Source organism: Pseudomonas sp. LBUM1674, from assembly GCF_059695635.1.
In genome coordinates, this window is the sequence record NZ_CP166779.1 from 4,023,846 (window position 1) to 4,044,858 (window position 21,013).

Annotated in this window: 15 protein-coding genes and 1 pseudogene; 4 read left to right on the forward strand and 12 right to left on the reverse strand. The window is 63.3% G+C overall.

From position 1 onward, the window contains the following. Positions 1–42: 42 nt before the first annotated feature. From ACA067_RS18465 to ACA067_RS18480, 4 genes are all read right to left on the reverse strand, one after another. A complete protein-coding gene (locus tag ACA067_RS18465) occupies positions 43–1,689 on the reverse strand; it encodes a DUF1302 domain-containing protein (RefSeq protein WP_497457891.1) in 1,647 nt (548 codons plus the stop codon). 87 nt (positions 1,690–1,776) lie between these two features. Further along, positions 1,777–3,393 carry a FadD3 family acyl-CoA ligase gene (locus ACA067_RS18470; RefSeq protein WP_497457892.1) on the reverse strand — a complete coding sequence of 539 codons (1,617 nt, stop codon included), beginning with the start codon at positions 3,391–3,393 and terminating at the stop codon, positions 1,777–1,779. A gap of 20 nt (positions 3,394–3,413) precedes the next feature. Next, a complete protein-coding gene (locus tag ACA067_RS18475; protein ID WP_497457893.1) occupies positions 3,414–4,436 on the reverse strand; it encodes a 2Fe-2S iron-sulfur cluster-binding protein in 1,023 nt (340 codons plus the stop codon). A 79-nt stretch (positions 4,437–4,515) separates the two neighbouring features. Continuing rightward, a complete protein-coding gene (locus tag ACA067_RS18480) occupies positions 4,516–5,703 on the reverse strand; it encodes an acyl-CoA dehydrogenase family protein (RefSeq protein ID WP_497457894.1) in 1,188 nt (395 codons plus the stop codon). Positions 5,704–6,079: 376 nt separating this feature from the next. Between ACA067_RS18480 and ACA067_RS18485 the strand changes: the two genes are divergently transcribed. The 4 genes from ACA067_RS18485 (at position 6,080) to dmpG (ending at position 9,728) form a co-directional block, all read left to right on the forward strand. Then, the gene (locus tag ACA067_RS18485; protein ID WP_497457895.1) at positions 6,080–6,853 is read left to right on the forward strand and encodes a glucose 1-dehydrogenase; all 774 of its coding nucleotides are present in this window, start codon (positions 6,080–6,082) and stop codon (positions 6,851–6,853) included. 74 nt (positions 6,854–6,927) lie between these two features. After that, positions 6,928–7,719, forward strand: coding sequence for a fumarylacetoacetate hydrolase family protein (locus tag ACA067_RS18490; RefSeq protein ID WP_497457896.1), 792 nt, complete (start codon positions 6,928–6,930; stop codon positions 7,717–7,719). Between the two features lie 43 nt (positions 7,720–7,762). After that, positions 7,763–8,689, forward strand: a complete 927-nt coding sequence (locus ACA067_RS18495) for an acetaldehyde dehydrogenase (acetylating) (RefSeq protein WP_138967409.1) — start codon at positions 7,763–7,765, stop codon at positions 8,687–8,689. A gap of 10 nt (positions 8,690–8,699) precedes the next feature. Continuing rightward, positions 8,700–9,728: a 4-hydroxy-2-oxovalerate aldolase gene (gene dmpG / locus ACA067_RS18500; RefSeq protein ID WP_497457897.1), complete on the forward strand. Its 1,029-nt coding sequence runs from the start codon at positions 8,700–8,702 to the stop codon at positions 9,726–9,728. A 291-nt stretch (positions 9,729–10,019) separates the two neighbouring features. Here the strand turns inward: dmpG and ACA067_RS18505 are convergent. From ACA067_RS18505 to ACA067_RS18540, 8 genes and pseudogenes are all read right to left on the reverse strand, one after another. Beyond that, positions 10,020–10,748, reverse strand: a pseudogene (locus tag ACA067_RS18505) (SDR family NAD(P)-dependent oxidoreductase); the annotation flags it as partial. Positions 10,749–10,759: 11 nt separating this feature from the next. Next, positions 10,760–11,527 (reverse strand): SDR family oxidoreductase, encoded by a 768-nt coding sequence (locus tag ACA067_RS18510; RefSeq protein WP_497457898.1) that lies wholly within the window; start codon positions 11,525–11,527, stop codon positions 10,760–10,762. A gap of 419 nt (positions 11,528–11,946) precedes the next feature. Continuing rightward, positions 11,947–13,182: a helix-turn-helix transcriptional regulator gene (locus ACA067_RS18515; protein ID WP_497457899.1), complete on the reverse strand. Its 1,236-nt coding sequence runs from the start codon at positions 13,180–13,182 to the stop codon at positions 11,947–11,949. A gap of 156 nt (positions 13,183–13,338) precedes the next feature. Beyond that, on the reverse strand, positions 13,339–15,762 hold the full coding sequence (locus ACA067_RS18520; RefSeq protein ID WP_497457900.1) for an efflux RND transporter permease subunit: 2,424 nt from the start codon (positions 15,760–15,762) through the stop codon (positions 13,339–13,341). Positions 15,763–15,776: 14 nt separating this feature from the next. Continuing rightward, positions 15,777–16,763, reverse strand: coding sequence for a WD40/YVTN/BNR-like repeat-containing protein (locus ACA067_RS18525; protein ID WP_497457901.1), 987 nt, complete (start codon positions 16,761–16,763; stop codon positions 15,777–15,779). Positions 16,764–17,076: 313 nt separating this feature from the next. Then, the gene (locus tag ACA067_RS18530) at positions 17,077–18,027 is read right to left on the reverse strand and encodes a bifunctional OB-fold nucleic acid binding domain-containing protein/MaoC family dehydratase (protein WP_497457902.1); all 951 of its coding nucleotides are present in this window, start codon (positions 18,025–18,027) and stop codon (positions 17,077–17,079) included. Positions 18,028–18,031: 4 nt separating this feature from the next. After that, complete coding sequence (locus ACA067_RS18535; protein WP_307343984.1) at positions 18,032–19,243, reverse strand: thiolase family protein; 1,212 nt, start codon at positions 19,241–19,243, stop codon at positions 18,032–18,034. A 92-nt stretch (positions 19,244–19,335) separates the two neighbouring features. Further along, positions 19,336–21,003, reverse strand: coding sequence for a DUF1302 domain-containing protein (locus tag ACA067_RS18540; RefSeq protein WP_497457903.1), 1,668 nt, complete (start codon positions 21,001–21,003; stop codon positions 19,336–19,338). Positions 21,004–21,013: the final 10 nt, after the last annotated feature.

A 21,013-nucleotide genomic window follows, 5' to 3' on the forward strand; every position in this document is an offset into this window, starting at 1 on the left:
AAACGAAGGCTGCGTCGCCATCTCGCGACGCAGCCATGATCATCAGAAGGTGTACTTGGCGTTGAGCGACAGGTAATCGCGGTCAGCCAGCAGTCGGCCTTGGGCGACATCCGGCGAGCTCAGGTAAGCGACATAGGTCATGCCGATCTGGAAGTTACCCAGGTACTTGAAATCGCCACCCACGGTCAGGCGCTTCTCGTCACGGCCCAGGCCCTGATAGGCACTGCCGTCGACGTTCTGCGTCCAGACCACTTTGGTGCTCAGGTCCAGGCCCGTGGCGATGGACGGGTAATCCATGTAGGCACCAATGCCCAGCAGGGTCGAACCGCGGGTCTGGGTCTTCGACTCGAACGTGTCGAACGTGCCGTCCACGCCAGCCCCGCCGCCAGTGATCGTCAGGCTGTCTACCCCGTCGATGCGTTGATGCACCACTTCGCCCATGAAGGTAGTCTGATGGGCGAGCAGGCTTGGGCCCAGGATGTACATGGCGTTGAGGTTGCCTTGCCAGATCTGTCCGGTGGTGGGCGCGCCGTTGTTCAGGTAGACCGACGCGCCATCGCGGTAGCTCAGGTCACCGGCGTACTGCACCGAGTCGCCAACCTTGGAGGTGAAACTGATGCCCGTCAGCTTGACGTCTTCGAAGTAGCCCAGGCGATAGGACGGCGCGGTGCCGTCATGGCCGATGCTCTTGAGCGAGGAGTATTGGGTGGTGCCGGTGAAGTCGAAGAACATCGAGCCGATGCGTTCGTTATAGCGGTAATGGAACAGCCCCACTTCGGTGTTTTCGGTGATCCGGTAGCGCACGCCCAGGCCCCATTGGCCGCTGTCGCTGGCGTCTTTTTCACCGGCATAACCGACCGCCAGACCGTTGGGCAGACGGTCGACCGCACCGCTGCCCAGGCGATAGAACTCGGCGCCGGGACCAAACGTATCGCTGCCGAAGTAGTCGCCCACGGGGTTGAGCTGGGTCTTTTCCCACTCGTACTGGTAGTACCCCACTAGCGCCAGGTTTTCATTCAGCGACCACGATCCGGACACCTGCCCTACCGGCAGGTACGAGTCCTTGGCCTCGGTACCCGGCACGTTGAACTTGGTGGCGTCCACCGGGGCCTGGCCCTGGCTGATGTTAGGCCAGAACAGGCTCTCGCCCCAGGCCACCAGGTGCCGCCCGGCCTTGAGCGACAGGTACTGAGTCTCGCCGACATCGAAGTTGCCGTACACATAAGCATCGAGCAGTCGCGCCATGCTGCCACTGAGCCTGCGGGTTTCGTCGCTGAAGCCATCGTTGTGGCCGGTCTTATTCACCGTCAGCGGCGAGTCATTGGCATTTTTCTGGTTGTAGACATCGTCGTAGAACTGACTGCCGCGCAACACCGCTCCGAGGTTGTCGTGCTTGAGCTGCAATTCGCCGAACAGGCTCAGGCGGTTGTTGATCAACGAGCCACGCTTGAAGTTGCGCGTGCCATCGTCGTTGTTCGGGTCGTTGAGGTACTGGCTGGCCTGCTTGGCGGTACGCATGGAAGCGGTGTAGTTGACCGTCAGCGACGAATCCAGGGTGGTGTTTTCCCCCAGTTCGATCGTGGGTGCGGCGCCGGCTGTGGCACTGGCGATGGTGATGGCCGTTGCCAACAGGCAGCGGCTACCGGTCAGGTTCCCCGACTGGCGCGCAACAGTGATTCGCGTAAACATGCTCCTCTCCTTTTGTTGTTGTTTTTTCTTGTGTCGCCACAGCATGAAAAAAGCCCGTGCCGCGCGGTTTGGTGAGACGGGTGCGCCTTATGCCTGAGCGTTGCTGGCCACCACCGCCCGCAATTCGTTTTTCGCCACCTTGCTCGACGGATTGAGTGGCAACGCACTGAAGAAGCGCACCTGGCGCGGCACCTTGTAATTGGCCATCTGCTCACGGCTCCAGGCGATCAATTGCGCCTCGTCAAGTGCTTCACCTTCGCGCAGCACCACGCAGGCACATCCGACCTCGCCCATGCGTTCATCGGCGATGCCGATCACCGCCACCTGGGCAATTGCCGGATGCCTGATCAGCGCCGCTTCGATTTCCGCCGGGTAACAGTTGAAACCGCCGACGATGAACATGTCTTTCAGGCGGTCGGTGATGATCAGGTTGCCCGCCTCGTCCAGGCGCCCGACATCGCCGGTGTGCAGCCAGCCTTCGGCGTCGATCGCTTCGCGGGTCGCTTCGGGGTTCTGGAAATAGCCCTGCATGATGTGGAAGCCACGCAGGCAGATTTCACCGGTAAGCCCGGCGTTCAGTGCCTGGTTGTCCGGATCGCGAATGCTCACTTCGGTCCCGGCAATCGGCCGTCCGCTGGTGCCGGCGATCACCTGCGCCGAGTCCTGGGGATCGCAGATCGTCGCCAGCCCGCCGCACTCGGTCAGGCCGTAAGCAGTGGTGACCACGGCAAATCCCAACTCGTTGCGCATGCGCTCGATCAGGCTCGGTGGAATGCTGGCTGAACCTGTGACCGCAATGCGCAGGCTCGACAGGTCGGTCTGCTTGAGTCGCGGGTGGGCCAGCAGCGACAGGTACAGGGTCGGCGCGCCGGGCAAGACGCTGATGCGCTCCCGGGCAATGCGCTGGAAGACTTGTTCTGCGTCAAACACCGCGTGGGGCAGGATGGTCGCCCCACCGATCAGGCACGTCAGCCAACCGGCCTTGTAGCCAAAGGCGTGGAAGAATGGATTGACGATCAGGTAGCGGTCGCCCGGCACCAGGCCGATGACCTTGACGTATTCGCTGAAGGCCCGCAGGTTCTGCCCATGGCCGCTCATCACGCCCTTGGGTTTGCCGGTGGTGCCGGAGGTGAACAACAGGTCGCACATGGCCTCGGGGCCGACTGCCAATGCGCGGCGTCTGGCACCCTCGGCATCGACGGTGGCGGCACCGCGCAGGAACTGTTCAAGGGTCAGGTCCGAAGACCGCTCGGGAGTATCGCCATCGATAATCACCAGGTGTTCCAGGTTGACCGGCCGATGGGGCGCGAGCAGCGCCGGGTAGTCGACGTCGAGAAAGCGCTGCTGGACAAACAACAGCCGGCAGCCGCTGCGTTCCAGCACATCGGCGGCCTCAAGGCCCTTCATGCGCGTGTTGATCGGCACCAGCACTGCGCCGGCGCATTGAATGCCCAGTGCCGCGAGGATCCAGTCACCGCTGTTCGGCGCCCAGACACCGATCCGGTCGCCGGCCTGAATGCCCAGCGCCATCAAGCCCCGGGCAAAGCCCATGACCCGTTCCGGCAGCTCGGCGTAGTCGATGCACTGCCCGTTGTCTTCGATGGCCGTGCGACCGGCAAAACGTTCGGCACTCTGGAACACCAACCGGGCAATGGTGGTGGGCACTTCGCTCAGCGGCAGGGATAGCTTCAGGCTCTGGTTCATCGTAGGCTCGGTGATCTGCATCATTCGGGAAAACGGATACGCAAGTGGGCGCTGGTCGGCACGGCCTGGCAGGCCAGGATCCAGCCTTCGGCCAGTTCATCGCTGTCCAGCGCATCGTTGTGCAGCAGCTCGATCTCGCCACTGTCCAGCGTGCACATGCACGAGGCGCAGCCTCCCACCCGGCAGGCGCTGGGAGGTTTAAGGCCGGCACGCTCCATCGCGGCCAGCACGGTTTCGCCGCTGTCGCATGCCAGGCTGTGGTCCTCGCCATCCAGGCGCACCGACAACTGCGCCGCCATCGCCGCGTCACTGCTGACCACCAGGGGCAGTTCGCCTTCGCCGGGCAGCGAGACAAAGCGTTCGACATGGACCCGGCCGCCGGGCAGGCCCAGGCTTTTCAGTGCACTGACCGCGGCATCCATGAACGGCCCCGGGCCACAGATAAAGGCCTGGGCGTCTGTGAACGGACGCGCCAGCTCCGCCAATTGCTCGACGGTCGGAATGCCCTGCACCGAATCGAGCCAATGGACAATCTGCAGGCGTTGCGGATGCGCGCTGGCCAGGGCCTTGAGTTCGTCGCGAAAGATCACCGAGGCTTCATCGCGGTTGGCGTAGATCAACAGAATCCTGCCGTGGCCGGCCAATAACGCCGAGCGCAGGATTGAAAGCACCGGCGTCACGCCACTGCCCCCGCCGAACAGCAGCAGGTCGTCGTCCAGGCTACGGGGCACAAAAACCCCGGCGGGCGGCAGCACCTCCAGGGTTTGACCGGCCTGAAGCTCGCCGCAGAGCCAGTTCGAGGCCCGGCCGTCACGCACGCGCTTGACCGTCACTCGCAGCGGTTCTCCGAGCAACGGCGTGCTCGACAACGAATAGCAGCGCGGCAACCAGCCGTCCTCGAAAGGCACTCGCAAGGTCAGGAACTGGCCGGGTTGATAACGAAAGTGTTCGCTCAAATGCTCCGGCACGTCGAATACCAGGGAACGCGCATCGGCGGTTTCCTCGATCACTCGCGCCACGCGCAGGGCAAGATAATTGTTCATAGGTCAGGTACTCATGACCACCTGCCCGAGCATCACGAGCAGGTGTAAACCCAGGGGTATCGAAACGGGCACCATGGCCTCAGACGTACGGGTCCGGATTGGGCAGGCCCAGCATCACCGCGCCGAAACTGCGCCCGTAGGCCATGTAGTTGTTGGCGATGTGCCCACGCGCCTGATGCAGGTCGCGGAACAATCGCGCCACCGGGTTGGTGGTGTACAAACCCGAGGCGGCCATGCTGCGCAGCAAGTCGTTCACCCGATCGGCGCAGATGTTGGTCACATAGGCCGATTGGTAGCGATACAGCAGGCGGGTCTCGGTGTCCGGGTATTCGCCGGCACGTGCCAGGCTCATCAGGTGCTCGTAGTTGCGCTCCAGCACCAGGCGCAGGCTGTCGACAGTGATCATCGCTTCGGCAACCGCGGTTTGCGCCACTGGATCGTCGGCGGTGCGGGCGCCGTGCTTGCCGATGTGTCTGGCGGCGTTGTCGCGAAACTCGTTGATCGCGCCTTGCAATGCGCCGATGGCCGAGGTCGAGACAGCGCGCGAAAACACCTGGGCGAAGGGGATGGCGTAGATCGGGTTGGTGTTGACCAGACGGCCGGGCGTCGCTTCCAGGGTCCAGTTATTGGTGCGTTGCACGCGATGGGCCGGGACGAACACATCCTCGACCACGATGTCATGGCTGCCGGTGCCGCGCAGGCCCATCACGTCCCAATTGCGCTCGATCAGATAGTCGCGTTGTGGCAGCAGGAAGGTGCCGTGCTCGGCAGCCAGTTCGCCATCGGGCGGCAGGATGCCGCCCAACAACACCCATTGGCAGTGCTCGCTGCCGCTGGAGAAACCCCAGCGCCCGCTGATCCGGTAACCGCCCTCCACGACCGTGACCCTGGCCGCCGGCATATAAGTCGAGCAGACCAACGTGCTGTGGTCATCGGCCCAGACTTCACGCTGTGCTTCGATCGGATAACGTGCCAGCTGCCAGGGGTGAACCCCCATCACGCCATAGATCCAGGCCGTGGACATGCAACCCTCGGCGAGGATGGTCTGGATTTCGAAGAAGGTCCGCGGATCCACTTCATAGCCACCAAACGCCCGCGGCTGCAAGGCCCGCAGCAAGCCGGCGGACTGCAACTCGGCGATGGTCTCCTGCGGCACCTTCAAGTCTTTCTCGGCCTGCGCCGTGCGCGCCTTGAGTGCCGGCACCAGGCGTCGCGCACGTTCCAGCAGATCACGTTCGTCCTGGGTCTTTTCTCGCTTGCTGTGCATCACTCGATTCTCCCGATCTCACTGCGCCACTGCGCGAGTTGTGATGGATCATCGGATCGGGCGAGAAATCATTCATCGTCAAAGCGGACTAGGGGGGTGCCCGGCTCCTGTAGGAGCCAGGCTTGCCGGCGAAGAACGATAACGCGGTGCGACAGATACACCGCGGCGTCCGTTTCGCCCGTAGGAGCGAGGCTTGCCCGCGAAGAACGATAACGCGGTGCAACAGATAAACCGCGGTGCCCGGTTCGCCGGCAAGCCTGGCTCCTACAGGCGAAGAACGCGGCACCCGCGGCGCTAGTCCGTTGAGACGATGCTGTCACCGGCCGTTGCAGCGATATTCAATCCATCAACCATCGACCCCACGGAGCAAGGGCCCATGAGTATTTTGCAGCGTTTCCAAATGGACGGCAGCGTCGCCATTGTCACCGGCAGCGGCCGGGGTATCGGTCGGGCGATTGCCCTGGCGTATGCCGAAGCCGGCGCCGATGTAGTGTGCTCGGCGCGCTCGCTGGACGAGGTACAGGCCGTGGCCGAAGAAGTGCGTGGCCTGGGCCGACGCGCCCTGGCGTTCGCTTGCGACGTCAACGATGCCGAGCAACGTCAGGCGCTGGTGCGCCATGGCGTTGAGAACATGGGTCGCATCACTCACCTGGTGAACAACGTCGGCGGGGGCGGGCCCAACGATCCGCTGGCCCTGACCCCTGAGCAATTCGCCGAGGTGCTGAACTTCAACGTCGCCACCAGCTACGCCTTCTGCCAGCTGTGCGTGCCGCTGATGCGCGAGGCCGGTGGCGGCAACATCATCAATATCAGCTCGGTGGCGGCGCGTTATGCCCAGCGCCATTTCAGCGCCTACGGTACGGCCAAGGCCGCGCTCAGCCATCTGACCCGCTTGCTGGCCCAGGACTTCGCGCCGCAGATCCGGGTCAACGCCGTCGCCCCCGGCCCCACCCTGACCGAGGCGCTGAACGGCGTGATGCCGGCCGCCATGCGCCAGGTCATGGAAACCAACACCCCGCTCAAATGCCTGGGCACCCCGCAAGACATCGCCGCCGCCGCGCTGTACCTGGCCAGCCCCGCTTCGGCCTGGGTGACCGGCAAGATCATTGATGTCGATGGCGGTGCCGACTCGTCGGTCTGGCCCGGCTGAACCCACTCCTTTGGGTCCGTCTCTGTTGATGTCGGGGCGGGCTTTTTTTCTTCCCACCCATCTGGAGCCCTCCCATGGACGCCCATTTGATCAAAGCGCTCGGTGATGAGCTGTTCAACGCCCTGCGCAGCCGCCAGACACTGGCGCCCCTGACCCGACGCTATCCCCAAATCACCCTGGAGGAGGCGTACCGGATTTCCCTGCACTTCCTGCAACGCCGCGAAGCCCTCGGCGAGCGGGTGATCGGAAAGAAAATCGGGGTCACCAGCCGCGTTGTGCAGGAAATGCTCGATGTCCACCAACCGGACTTCGGGTTCCTCACCAATGCCATGCAGGTCGAGGATGACAGCGATGTCAGCCTGGCCCGCTACAACTTGATCCAGCCCCGGGCCGAAGGCGAAATCGCTTTTATCCTCGGCGAAGACTTGCAAGGCCCGGGCATCAGCGCCGAGGACGTGCTGGCCGCCACTCAATCGGTGGCGCCATGCTTCGAGATCGTCGATTCGCGGATCGACGACTGGCAGATCCGCATCCAGGACACCGTGGCCGATAACGCGTCCTGCGGGGTGTTCGCCCTCGGTACTCAGCGCATCGACCCGCGCTCGCTGGACCTCGCCGCGGTGCACATGCAACTGCTGAAAAACGGCCAGCCGGCAGGCTCGGGCCTGGGCTCGGCGGTGCAAGGTCACCCTTGCGCGGCCGTGGCCTGGCTGGCCAATACCCTGGGCGAGCTGGGCATTCCTTTCCGCCGGGGCGAAATCATTCTCTCCGGTGCCCTGGCGCCGCTGGTCCCGGTGGTGGCCGGTGACCGTATCAGCCTGTCAATGACCGGTCTCGGTGAAGCCAGCCTGCGCTTCGCCCCTTGATCACCCCTTGATGACCCCTTTCCCTCCCCTGGAGCCAAAGACCATGAGCAAAAAGATCAAATGCGCGCTGATCGGGCCGGGCAACATCGGCACCGACCTGCTGTACAAACTGATGCGCAGCGAGGTGCTGGAACCGGTGTGGATGGTGGGCATCGACGCCACCTCCGAAGGGCTGGCACGGGCTCGCGAGCTGGGCCTGAAAACCACCGCCGATGGCGTTGACGGCCTGCTGCCCCATGTCCTCGAAGACCAGATCCAGATCGCCTTCGACGCCACCTCGGCCTACGTGCACGCGCAGAACTCGCGCAAGCTCAATGCCCTGGGCGTGTTGATGATCGACCTGACCCCGGCGGCCATCGGCCCGTACTGCGTGCCGCCCGTCAACCTCAAGGCCCAACTGGGACTGGGCGTGATGAACGTCAACATGGTCACCTGCGGTGGCCAGGCCACCATTCCGCTGGTGGCGGCGGTGTCCAGCGTGCAACCGGTGGAGTACGCCGAAATCATTGCCACCGCCGCCTCCAAATCGGTCGGTCCCGGCACCCGGAAAAACATCGACGAGTTCACCCGCACCACCGCCAGCGCAGTGGAAAAGGTCGGCGGCGCGAAGAAAGGCAAGGCGATCATCATCATCAACCCTGCCGAGCCACCGCTGATGATGCGCGACACCGTGCACTGCCTGACCGCCAGCGAACCCGACCAGCCGGCGATCACCGCCGCCATCGAGGCCATGATCAAGCAAGTGCAACGCTATGTGCCCGGCTACAGGCTGGTCAACGGCCCGGTATTCGACGGCAATCGGGTGTCGATCTTCATGGAAGTCGAAGGCCTGGGCGACTACTTGCCGAAGTACGCCGGCAACCTCGACATCATGACCGCCGCCGCAGCGCGCACCGCCGAAATGTTCGCCGAGGAAATCCTCAAGGGCGAACTCGTGCTGACCGCCACCGCCCAAACCGCCCACGCATAAGGAGCCGACCATGGATCTTCGCGGCAAGAGCATTACCGTTCACGACATGTGCCTGCGCGATGGCATGCACCCCAAACGCCACCAGATCAGCCTGCAGCAGATGAAAGACATCGCCTGCGGCCTCGACGCGGCCGGCGTGCCGCTGATCGAAGTCACCCATGGCGACGGCCTGGGTGGCAGCTCGGTGAACTACGGCTTCCCGGCCCACACCGACGAGGAGTATCTGTCGGCAGTGATCCCGTTGATGAAAAAGGCCAAGGTGTCGGCGCTGCTGTTGCCGGGCATCGGCACTGTCGATCACCTGAAAATGGCCCATGAACTGGGGGTCAACACCATTCGCGTGGCCACCCATTGCACCGAGGCCGATGTCAGCGAACAGCACATTTCCCACGCCCGCGGCCTGGGCATGGACACCGTCGGTTTCCTGATGATGGCCCACATGAACAGCCCCGAAGGCCTGGTCAAGCAAGGCTTGCTGATGGAAAGCTACGGCGCCAACTGCATCTACCTGACCGACTCGGCGGGCTACCTGCTGCCGCACGACGTGAGCGCCCGTGTGGCGGCGATGCGCGCAGCCCTCAAGCCGGAAACCGAGATCGGCTTTCATGGCCACCACAATCTGTCGATGGGCGTGTCCAACTCAATCGCCGCGATTGCCGCCGGGGCTAACCGTATAGACGCCGCCTGCGCGGGCCTCGGTGCCGGTGCCGGCAACACGCCGATGGAGGTACTGGTGGCGGTCTGCGAACGCATGGGCATCGACACCGGCGTCAGCGTGTTCGGTATCCAGGACGTCGCCGAAGATTTAGTTGTGCCGATCATGGACTTCCCGATCCGCAGCGACCGCGATGCCCTGACCATGGGCTACGCCGGGGTCTACGGTTCGTTCCTGCTGTTCGCCAAGCGCGCCGAGAAGAAATACGGCGTGTCGGCCCGGGAAATCCTCGTTGAAATGGGCCGTCGCGGTATGGTCGGTGGCCAGGAAGACATGATCGAAGACACCGCCATGACCCTCGCCCGCCAGCGGCGGCAGACGTAAAGATCCCGCCGCTGGTTCCGACGCATTCGCGGGCAAGCCCGCTCCCACAGGTTCCGTGTCGTACACAGATTTTGTTTACGATACGGAACCTGTGGGAGCGGGCTTGCCCGCGAAGAGGACATGTCAGTCACTATATATGGAGACTGGCTCACCCGCTTTCGCGAGCAAGCCCCGCCCCACAAAATGTCAACGCCAATCGGCGACGATGCCGTGTTCCAACGCAAACGGCTGCGCGGCGATGGTCCGGCGTTGAAACCCTGGCGCCTGTTCGGCGGTGGCCAGCCACAGCATCACGGCCGCCGGAACGTGAGGTGGGGCACTGCCGGCGCGCAGGGCGATCAGGCCTTTGTCGCCGATGGTGGCCTTGAGGGCTTCGGTGGTGACTACGCCCGGATTGAGGGTATAGGCGCGAACGCCGGCCTCACCCAGTTCCGTAGTCAGCACCCCGGACAGTCGCGACACCGCGGCCTTGCCCGCGCCGTAGGCATAACCCCAACCGCCCTTGCCCGCCGCCACCGGTGGGTCGCTTTCGCCGGCGCCGGAGGTGACGTTGATCACCACCCCGCCGCCGCGCGCCACCATGTGTTCGGCCACCGCCCGAGTCAATAGAAAGGGGGTAAGGATGTAGCCCTGGAACATCCGCTCCAAGGTCTGGGCTTGCAGGTCCATGAACCCGGCGTTGAGGTCACTGCCTTGGTAGATCGCGTTGTTGATCAGCACGTCGATGCGCCCGTACTCGACCAGCACCGCCTCGCAGGCGGCCAGGGCCGAAGCGCTGTCGAGCAGGTCCATCGGCACCACGAGTACCCGGCAACCGAGTTCGCGTAACGCTTGGGCGGTTCCGTTGAGGCTGCCGGCCAGCGGCGCTCCGTGGGCGTCGCGCAGGGCATGTTCATGTTGTTCGCCCTCGTTGAGAGTGCGGGCGCTGATCGCCAGGTCGAAACCGGCACGGGCGAACGCCAGCGCCGCCTCGCGGCCAATTCCACGGCTGGCGCCAGTGATGAATGCCACCTTGTTCATGAGGATTCCTTTTAGAAGCGCGAGGCGCGGACCATGGCGTCCATACCGCCATCGACGAACACCACGCTGCCATGGACAAACGACGCTTGTGGCGATTGCAGGAAGGCCACCACTGCGGCGAGCTCATCCGGGCGCCCTGAGCGGCCCAGGGGCGCGACGAAATCGCGGGTTGCCTGGCCAAACCGTGCATCTTCCAGCGAAGCCCGGTGCAACGGGGTTTCTACCGCGCCCGGCGCCACCACATTCAAGCGCATGCCCTGCTTGCCCCAGCTCACAGCCAGGTTACGGGCATGATGACTGATGGCGTACTTGGAGGCGGCATAGGCAACGTGAGGCTGGCCGAGGGTGTTGGCCAATGCCATCGCCTGGTCTTCATCGCCTGCGAGCATCGCGTCAATCATCGGCTGGCCGTCGGCCCCCGAATGCGTCGCCGCCACTGAGCCGATCACCAGCGCAGCCGGTTGCTGGCTCCGGGCCAACGCCCCTTGCAGGCCGTCGAGTAATTGGCTGACGCCAAAGTAGTTGACCGCCGGGATCAGGCTGCAGGTCGGCGCCGTGACACCGACCCCGGCGCAGCAGATCAGCCCGTCGAGCACCCCGCCGCTGAGTTCAAGCACTTGCGCGATGGCCGCGTCACGCCCCTGTGGGGTGGACAGGTCCGCGACCACTTCGGCGTTGCTGCGATCGATACCGATGACCTGGTGCCCGGCGGCGCGAATGGCGGCGGATACGGCGGCCCCAATTCCCGACGCACTCCCGGTAATGGCTGTAATAGGCATAGTTGTTCTCCGTGATAGGTCCCCCAGTATCGACAGAGCAATCAAACGACGGCATCGTCTGTGCGGACTAAGTGTGCCTGTAACACCGCGTCACCGCTCTTCGCCTGTAGGAGCGAGGCTTGCCCGCGAACCAGGCACTGCGGTGTGCCTGTAACACCGCGTCACCGTTCTTCGCCTGTAGGAGCGAGGCTTGCCCGCGAACCAGGCACTGCGGTGTGCCTGTAACACCGCGTCACCGTTCTTCGCCTGTAGGAGCGAGGCTTGCCCGCGAACCAGGCACTGCGGTGTGCCTGTAACACCGCGTCACCGTTCTTCGCCTGTAGGAGCGAGGCTTGCCCGCGAACCAGGCACTGCGGTGTGCCTGTAACACCGCGTCACCGTTCTTCGCCGGCAAGCCTGGCTCCTACAGCAAAACGGGTTCAGGCCTGGCGATAGATGGGCACGGCCAGTTTCAGTGGCGGGATCTTGATTTTCTCACCCACTTTCAACACCAGCTTGGGCTTACCCAAGGCCACCACGCTGTTGAGCATGATGCGCACCAGCTCGGTCTGGCGTCGCACCCCGGTCTTGGAGAAGATCGAGCGCAAGTGCGCCCGCGCGGTGTTACGCCGGATATTCAGGGCCTCGGCCGCTTCTTCCAGGGACAGGCCGTTGGCCAGTTCCATGGCCAGGGCGGTTTCGGCCTTGGTCAGGTTGAACAGCTGCTTGGTCACCACTTCGCTGGCCAGGGATTTGCTCGACGCATCGCGGATGTACACCAACGCCGTCGGTTGGCCCTTCTCCTCGGCCCAGTCCAGGGACGGAATGGATTCGACCACCACACCGAGGTTGACCAGACCTGAAGGCCGCGTCACCGACATGGCCTCGGCACTTTTCGGGGCATCCGGGGAGAACGCGCCGCGAATCAGGCGTTGCAGTTCACGGTTGTCACTTGGATAAGTCGCCTCCAGGCGCCCGCCCACCAGTTTCAGGCCATCGGAACGGGCGAGGATTTCCTGGGCCACCGGATTGATCTGCAACACGCTGCCGCTCTCGTCGAGCACCAGGGTCGCCACCGATAACCGGCTGATGGCCTGGGAGTACAGATCGCTCAGCGATTCGCTGCGGTCCAGCAAGTTATGCAATTGCGAGGCGCGACGCAGGTGTGGCAGGAAACTGGCGCACAGCACCCGCTCGTTGGCGCAGAAGTTGGGGGCGTGTTTCGGGCGGGTGGCGCGAAAGCGCAGTTTGCCGCCGTCCGGGGTGGAGATGTCCGCACACATCACGTGATACACATCGTTGGGACCGCAGAACGCCTTGAAGTAGGCGCTGTGTTCCCATTCCGTGGAGCTCATGATGTCATCGACGGTGAACACCTTGTCCAGTGGCTGGTTGGCGAACGGCGTATTGGTCTGCGGGTAGGTCATGTAGCAGACGTCACCAGCACCTTCGATGTCGCCGACAATGATCATCACACCCGTATCGGGTTGGTCCGGCACCCGCAGGATCAGCGTGACGTAGTTGGCTTCGTAGAGCTTGAGAAAGCTTCTGAGGGCGTGGGCCATCAGTTTCGGATCGAGGGCGCCGTCGTAGATTTCGCCCACCAACTCGTTGTAGCGCGTGAGATCCAGGCCAAGGCTCGCCAGGACTTCCGGGGTCAGGACACCATCTTGCATAGTCTTTTCCTCGCTCGGGTAAGGACGGTGCCCTTCCCTTGTTATTTTTATAGTTTCGGCTAGTGGCCTGCGGGGGGCCCTGAAAACAGGGCCCCGCGCATCAGTTTCCCTGTCGCCTGCCTACTCCACAATAGGCCCGACAGGTTTATTTTTTCGCTATTGAGAATCACGCGCAGCCGGGCTTTTTTTCAGCTCGAACCTGCCTTGTGGTGCCGGGTGCTGGCGTGCCCGTTCGCTGACCAACGGTCGCCCGCGATTGAACCAGGCCGCCAGCGCCGGCAAGAGGAAAATCGCCCCCAGCACGTTGACCAGGAACATGAACGACAGCAACACACCCATGTCAGCCTGGAACTTCAGCGGCGCGAAGGCCCAGGTGCAGACGCCAATGGACATGGTCACGGCCGTGAATACCGCCGCCGTGCCGCGTTGGCACATGGCCTCGTAGAACGCCTCGCGCAGGTTGGCTCCGCGCAGCATTTCATGCTGGATGCGCTCGTACAGATAAATGCCGTAGTCGACGCCCACGCCCACCCCCAACGCCATCACCGGCAAGGTGGCGACCTTCAGGCCGATCCCGAGCATGGTCATCAGGGCGTTGCACAGGATCGCGACAATTGCCAGCGGCACCAGAATGCACAGCACCGCGCGGATCGACAGGAAGGTCATCCAGCAAAACAGCGCGACTGAACCGAACAGCGCCCCCAGCATGATGATTTCGGCGCGCTTGACCGCCTCGTTGGAGGCCGCCATCACCCCGACGTTGCCACCGGCCAGAAGGAACTCGACTTGCGGCGAGCTGATCTCGGCAATGATCCGCTTGGCTTCATTGATCGTATGACTGACCGTGCTGCCTTCGTGGTCGGCAAGGAACACCAGGATCTGCATCTGTTGGCAGCCGTCGGTGACCAGCCCGTCATCGGGCACATAGGCCCGCGCGCCCTGACTCAGGCCACGGGGCGATCCTGGAATCGCCGCCCAGCGCGGATTGCCTTCGTTATTGCCGGCAATCACCCGCTTGCCCATGTCCGCCACACTCTGGATCGACTGCACGCCTGAGACAGTGCGCATGCGGAAATCGAAGGCTTCCACCGCACGCATCACGGTGGGCGACAGGCAGCCTTCTTCGACGCCCTTGACCTGGACGAACACCGACATCACATCGAGTCCGATGGAATAGCTGCTGATGATCTTGCCGTTGTCCAGGTTATAGCGCGAATCGGCCCGCAGCTCCGGCGCGCCCGCACCGATATCGCCCACCGCCAGGTCGCGAGCCTTGTAGGCCCCGCCCGCCAGCAGCAACAGACTGATGGCGAACACCCCAAGGGCCGGCCCCGGTTCGGCCAGCGCCGACAGGCGCCACCACAGGCGGTGCCTGCCCGCAGGACGTGATTGCGCCCGGCGCAATAGCGCAGGCTCCAGGCGCAGGTAGGAAATGATGATGGGCAGCATCAGTTTGTTGGTGATGATCATCAACATCACGCCGATGCAGGCCGTCACCCCCAGTTCGTGGACGATGGGAATGTCGATCAACATGATCACCGCAAATCCCAGGGCGTTCATCAACAAGGCCAGGGAACCGGGAATGAAAATCTTGCAGAACGCCGAACGCGCCGCGTCCCTGGAAGTGCTACCGGCCAGCACATCCTGCTTCCAGGCGTTGGTCATCTGCACCGCATGGGACACGCCGATGGAGAAGATCAGGAACGGCACCAGGATCGACATCGGATCAATGCCCAACCCCAGCAACGGCAACAGGCCCAGCAGCCAGACCACCGGCAGCAACGCCACCACCAGCGCCACCACGGTCAGGCGCAGGGAACGGGAATACAGCCACAGCAGCAACCCGGTGATCACGAAGGCCACGACAAAAAAGCCGATCACCGTGTTCAGCCCTTCGACCACATCGCCCACCAGTTTGGCGAAGCCGACGATGTTGATCTCGATATCGGGACTGTTGTACTTGGCGCGGATTTCTTCCAGGCGCTTGGCGATGTCGACATAGGACACCGGCTGGCCGGTCTTGGGGTCGGTGTCCTGCAGATCGGCGCGGACCATGGCTGACTTCAGGTCATTGGCCACCAGCCGGCCTACCTGTCCGGAGGCCGCCGTGTTGCTGCGTACCTGCGCCAGGTCCGCGAGGGTGCCGCTAAAGCGCGGAGGCACCACCACGTCGCCAAAAAAACCTTCCTCGGTAATTTCGATGTAGCGCACATTGGCGGTAAACAGCGACGTCACGCTGGGGCGACTGACCCCTGAAATGAAAAACACGTCGTCGGTGACTTTGCGCAGGGTCTCGAGGTACTCGGCGTTGTAGATGTCGCCCTCGCCCTTCCAGCGTACGCTGACCAGGAGGCGGTTGGCGCCGGTGAAGTAGCGGCTGAATTTGAGAAAGTTGACCATGTAGGGATGCGTCACCGGGATCTGTTTGTTGAACCCCGGATCCAGCTGCGTGTGGGTGGCGCTGTAGCCCAGGCCTAGCGTCACCAGCACGAACAGCAACAGCAGCCCCTTGCGCCAGGCCATCAGATGGTCGGCGCACGTTTCAACGCCACGCGTCACCCAGTGTTTACCTTGATTCATTGCCTGCCTCTCATTTACCGGGTGGCCTGTTTGGCCACTAGGGCAGCAACGCTGCCACCTGAACCCTGCAATACTCCGCGCTCGCCACCCACCAGCAGCCGCGAGCCGACCATCGTCGCCGAGGTCAACGTACCGAGCCCTGCCAGGCGTTCGACACCCACCAGCGCGCCCTGTGCATCCAGGCGCACCACCGAGCTGCCAGCGCCTACGATCACCAGCCCCGAGTGATCGGGCAGCAGTACATGGCCGTACAACGGCAGTTGGTTGCCCACGTTGATCTGGGTCCAGCTGTCGCCGAAGTCGTGGCTGACGAACACATGCCCGCGCATACCGTAGGTCACCCAGTTATCCGCGCTCAGGCGCACGATGCCGAACAGCGAGCCGCTGTAGAACGCCGGCAAGGTCTGCCAGTGCTGACCGGCATCGGCCGTGCGCAGCATCAGGCCCTGCTCCCCCACCAGCATGCGCCGGCCATCGTCGCCACCGGCCATGCTGTTGAGGTGCGCGCTGTCGATGTCCAGGGACTGCGGCGTCCAAGTCCGCCCGGCATCAACGGATTGATAGAACTTGCCGAAGCTGCCGAACGCCATGACGTTGTCGCCACCGCCGGTCCAGATGCCGAGCAGCGGTTCGCCCAGATCGGCGTCGTAGCGTATTTCCTGCCAACTGCTGCCGGCGTCCATCGAACGCAGGATCCAGCTGTCATGCCCGACGGCGAGCAAACGCTTGGCGTCCAGTGCCACGACGGCAGTCAGGGTGGCATTGCGCTGCGTGGCGACGCTGGCTGGTTGCCAGCTGACGCCCTGATCGTCGCTGAGCAGAATGCTGCCGCGCTCACCCACGGCTACCACGCGCGTGCCCAGATTGAGCAGGCCGTTGATCTGCACCCGGTCCGGGCGTGTGGCCAACAGTTCCGCTTGCGGTGGGGATTTCGGGGAAAAGGTGTAGCCGATGGTCAAGGCGACCACCAGGCAGACCGCGTAGCCGATCACAGAGCGCATGAGTAATGCTCCTGTCTAAGGCACGTGTGCATGGGGCAAGTCATAGGGCCGATCCTCTTGTTCTTGTCAGGCGCCAGGGCATGCGAGGCAATCGAGATGGCTTGCCTCTGAGGGGATAGTCGGCGCAAGGCGTGGGGTGACACATCGTCCAAATGGCTTATGCATTGGCGCAAATGGCGTAGGGCGGGGATGTGTGTGCGACGCAGAGATTTGTAGGAGCGAGGCTTGCCCGCGAACCAGACGCCGCGGTTTAAATATAAAACCGCGTCATCGTTCTTCGCCGGCAAGCCTGGCTCCTACAGGGGCGGGGCGATCAGGCGATGTAGAGGATCACCAGTTCGTTGATCACCGACGGCCGGTCCTGGCCCACGACATGGATATTGAGTTCCAGGGTCAGTTGGGTGCCGCGCACCGATACCTCGACTTTTTTCACCCGGGCCCGCGAATAGATCCGCGAGCCGGCCGGCACTGGCGCCGGGAAGCGCAAGCGATCGGAGCCGTAGTTGATCTGGGTGGTGTAGCCGCTGATCTCGAAGCCCAGCGCCAGTTTCATCCGCGACTGCAGCACCTGGACCAGCGCGCCATGGGCAATGGTGCCGCCGAACGGGCTTTGCAGGCGCGCCCGCTCCGGATCGGTATGGATCCAGTAATCATCGCCCGACAACTGGGCAAAGGCGTCGATCAGGGCCTGATCGACCAGCACCACGTTGCTCCAGTCGCTGAACTGCTCGCTGACCAGGGCCTGCAAGGCCGGCCCATCGTTGAGGTCGATCTGCCGGACGGGCGATTGCTGCGACGCGACAGGCGCCGGCTCGCTGTCCAGCGCGGGCAGCGATTCAAGGCTCGCCGCATTCTTGTCCACCCCGGTAAAACGCAGCAGGCGGTTACCCTTGGCGTCGACTTCGGCGAACACCGGCTGCAATGGCATGCCGATGCGGATTTCGGCTTCATCAAGGCCCACCAGGTTGGTATTGATGCGCACCCCTTGGGCCAACTCGACCACCGCCAGTTTCTGCGGCATTTCATCGATAAAATCGGGCAAGGTGGCAATGCGCGTCACGGTGTAGCTGTACAGCGTCGCGGTGCCGTCGACTTCGCGCCAGGCCAGGTCATGTTCCAGGCACACCGTGCAATGTCGGCGCGGGTAGAAGTTCCAGTGCGCACAGGCGTTGCATTGCTGGATCAACAGGCGGCGAGCCTTCAGGCCCTCCCAGAACGGTGCGGAAATCTGCGTCGCGACCGGCATCGGTTTGTTGTTGGACATGTGCTTATGCTCCCTGAAGTATCAATGCGCCCTGCTCGCTCATCACGCCGCCGGTGCCGGAGACGTAGACGCTGTCACAGCGCCCCAGTTGACGCTCACCGGCAGTGCCGGCGATCTGCGTCACCGCCTCGATCACCTGGCTCATGCCACCGGCCGAGGCCGACTGACCGAAACTGAGTTGCCCGCCATGGGTGTTCATCGGGAAATCGCCACGCCAGGTCAGGTCGTGTTCGCGCACGAACGCCATGCCCTCGCCCTTGCCACAGAAACCGGCATCTTCCAGGGTCAGCAAGGTGGTGATGGTGTAGCAGTCGTAGATCTGCGCGGCATCGACGTCCTTGGGCTTGAGCCCCGCCATGGCAAAGGCCCGCTGGGAAGCCGGACCAATCGGCGTGTTCAGCATGTCTTCGGCATAGGACGGCGACTTGAACGCCAGGTGTTCGCCAAACCCGGTAATGAAGGCCGGACGCTTGCGGGACCGTGCCGCCACTTCCTTGTTGGTGATGATCATCGCGGCGCCACCGGCCACCGGCATGACGATTTCCAGGACGTGCAACGGGTCGGCGACCATTTTGCTGGCCAGGACCTGTTCGATGGTCAACGGCTGGCCGTAGAACATCGCTTGCGGATTGGCCAGGGCGTTGGTGCGCTGATCGACGGCGATCTTGGCCATCGCCCGTTGGTCGTAGTCGTATTGTGCGGCGTAACGCTGGGCGATCATCGCGTAGCCGGTGTTCTGGCCCATGTGCCCGTAAGGCAGGTCAAACTCGGCTTCGGGCGCGCCGAACGCGGTGCTGTGTCCACCGAAACGCATGGACCGGGCCATCCAGCCGGGGTCCTCGTCAGGGCCCAACGGCGCCATGCGTGCCGGGATGACGCACAGCACAGCCTGGCACAGCCCCAGTTCGATGGCCGCGGCCGCGCGCCAGACCATGCCCACCGACGTGCAGCCGCCCAGGTCGACCACTTCGGCGAAGTTCAGGCGCAGGCCCAGGTACTCGGCGGCCATCGCCGGTACGAACACCGAGGCTTCATGAAAATGCGGGCCGTTGATCACCAGCCCATCGAGGTCCGAGGCCTTGAGCCCGGCATCGCGCAGGGCCTGGGCCGCCAGGTCGGCGACTTGCTCAAGGTGGAACATCTTGGGCGCGGTCGCGTATTTTTCCGGTTTGTATTGTGCGGTGCCAACAATGGCCGCATGCCCTTTGAGCCCCATAGTGCCTCCATGCCGAAGCGTTACGCTGCGGCGATTTCCAGGTTGTGTTGAAGGTCCGGGCACGTCAGACGCCCCGGAGCTTGCGAAGTCGATCAGAAGGTGTATTTCATCGAGAACGTGGCGTAGTCGCGGTCGGCGAACGGACGGTTGACCGGGTCCGCGTCACCCAGGTAGCTGATGTACTTCAAGCCGAGTTCCAGGTTGCCCAGGTACTTGAAGGTCGTGCCCGCGCTCAGGCGTCGATCGCCGGCGACGCCGGAGATGCTGCCGGCCATGGGCGTGGAGCCGCTGAAGACGTTGGAGAAACTGAAGGGGACTTCCAGATCCCAGCCCTGGAAAACTCCCGGATAACTGAACGATGCGCCCACGGTGTAGGCGCTGGAAGACTTGGTGCGAAAGCCCGCGGCTGTGCTGTAGGTATAGTCATCGGAAGACGCCACTAGAGGTGCCAGGGAAGGCAACAGGTTCACGCCTTGCAGGTTGGGCGCCGCCGAAGCGGAGTCGACGCTGTCGACCTGCACGCGAATGATTTCGGCAGTCAGGCTCGTCTGGCTGGCCCAGGGACGGTTGCCCAGGATACGGATCGCCGACAACTGCATTTGCTGGCCCTTGCCTTTGGCCGGCACCGCGCCAAGGCCGGTATTGACCATCACCGGCGCACCGTCGCGGTACGACCATTCGGCGCCGACCTGGGTGTCGCCGATCTTGGTCGAGGCGCTGATGCCGGTCAGCTTGATGTCTTCGAAGTACTTGATCCGGTAACCATTGCTGACGAAGGCGTTGAGGCCACCGCCCACTGGCAGCGGGTTGTAGCCGACCAGGGCGGTGGCCGGGTTCTTGTCGTGGTAGTTGACGTGGAACAGCGACAGCTCGATGGCCGGTACCGGGCGGTAGCGCATCTGCACGCCCCACTGGCCGCTATCGCGCGGTTCGTCGGTACCACGGTAAGCGATCTTCTGGCCGTTGGCGTAGATGAACTCGCGACCGGGTCCAACCACGTCGCTGCTCGACAGGTAGCTACCCACCGGCGGCAGTTCGGTGCCCTTCCATTCGTATTGCACGTATGCACCGAAGGTCAGCTGGGGGTTCAGTCGGAACGAGCCGGAGAACTGGCCCACCGGCAAGAGTATTTCCTTGACCTCGACACCCGGCTGGGACGCTTTTACCGCGTCAGACGGGTTTTGTACGCCGTTCACACCCGGGTAGAACAGACTCTCGCCCCAGGATTCGATGTGCCGCCCGGCCTTGACGTCCAGCATGGTGTCGTTGTCAAAGCGCCAGCCGCTGAACACATAGGCATCGAGCAGTTTGCTGCGACCGCCGCTGTAGTAGCGGGTGTCACTGGTGAACTCGTCGTTGCTGCCGCTTTTGTTCACGGTGGCGGGCGAATCGTTATCGTTTCCGCTGTGGTAGACGTCGTCGTAGAAGGTACTGCCGCGCACCACGGCGCCGTAGTTGTCCTTACGCAGGATCATTTCCGCCAGCGCGCCCACGCGGTTGGTGGTGAGGCTGCCACTATCGAAGTTGCGGTTGGCATCGTCGGCGTTGACCGTCAGCAAGCGATCGCTCTGACTGCCAGTGCGCACACCAATGCCGTAACTGGTAGTCACCGACCAGTCGATGGTCGCGCCGTTGTCGAACTCGAAGGTTTCACCGGCCCATACCGGCGTGGACACCAGCGCAATCGCCGCCGCCAGGCCGCTGACCTGAAATGCGCTCGAAACCATGACCTTAGAGTTATTGTTGTTTTTGTTGATCACACTGATTCTC